This is a genomic window from Gemmiger formicilis, from assembly GCF_016901605.1.
GTDB classification, from domain to species: domain Bacteria; phylum Bacillota; class Clostridia; order Oscillospirales; family Ruminococcaceae; genus Gemmiger; species Gemmiger formicilis_B.
The window spans coordinates 1-333 of record NZ_JACJKP010000542.1 but is presented as its reverse complement, the minus strand read 5'-3'; the positions used below and the strand labels follow the sequence as shown (position 1 = coordinate 333).

At 52.0% G+C, this 333-nt stretch carries 1 protein-coding gene; it reads right to left on the bottom strand.

The window, feature by feature from the left end; translation table 11 throughout:
- Positions 1-43: 43 nt before the first annotated feature.
- Entirely contained in the window at positions 44-202 is a 159-nt protein-coding gene (locus H6B10_RS15860) for a hypothetical protein (RefSeq protein ID WP_204652407.1), read from the bottom strand.
- Positions 203-333 lie beyond the last annotated feature (131 nt).

Sequence of the window (333 nt, the reverse complement as noted above, 5' to 3'; positions counted from 1 at the left end):
GCTCTGACCAACTGAGCTAATGGCCCGCAGCACGTATTTGATATTATAGCACAAAAACCCTTGTTTGAAAAGGGTCTGTGGCATTTTTTCCCCCTTGGGGACATACCTTGTTCCCATCGGAGGGCGGGCAGAGCAGCAGCGGCGCCAACGCCGTTGCCGCCAGCAAGAATAAAGCCGCCAATCCCCAGAACCAACGCTGCATAGCCGTGCCCTCCTTTTGGAACAAGGTATGTCCCCAAGGGGGAAAAAATGCCACAGACCCTTTTCAAACAAGGGTTTTTGTGCTATAATATCAAATACGTGCTGCGGGCCATTAGCTCAGTTGGTCAGAGC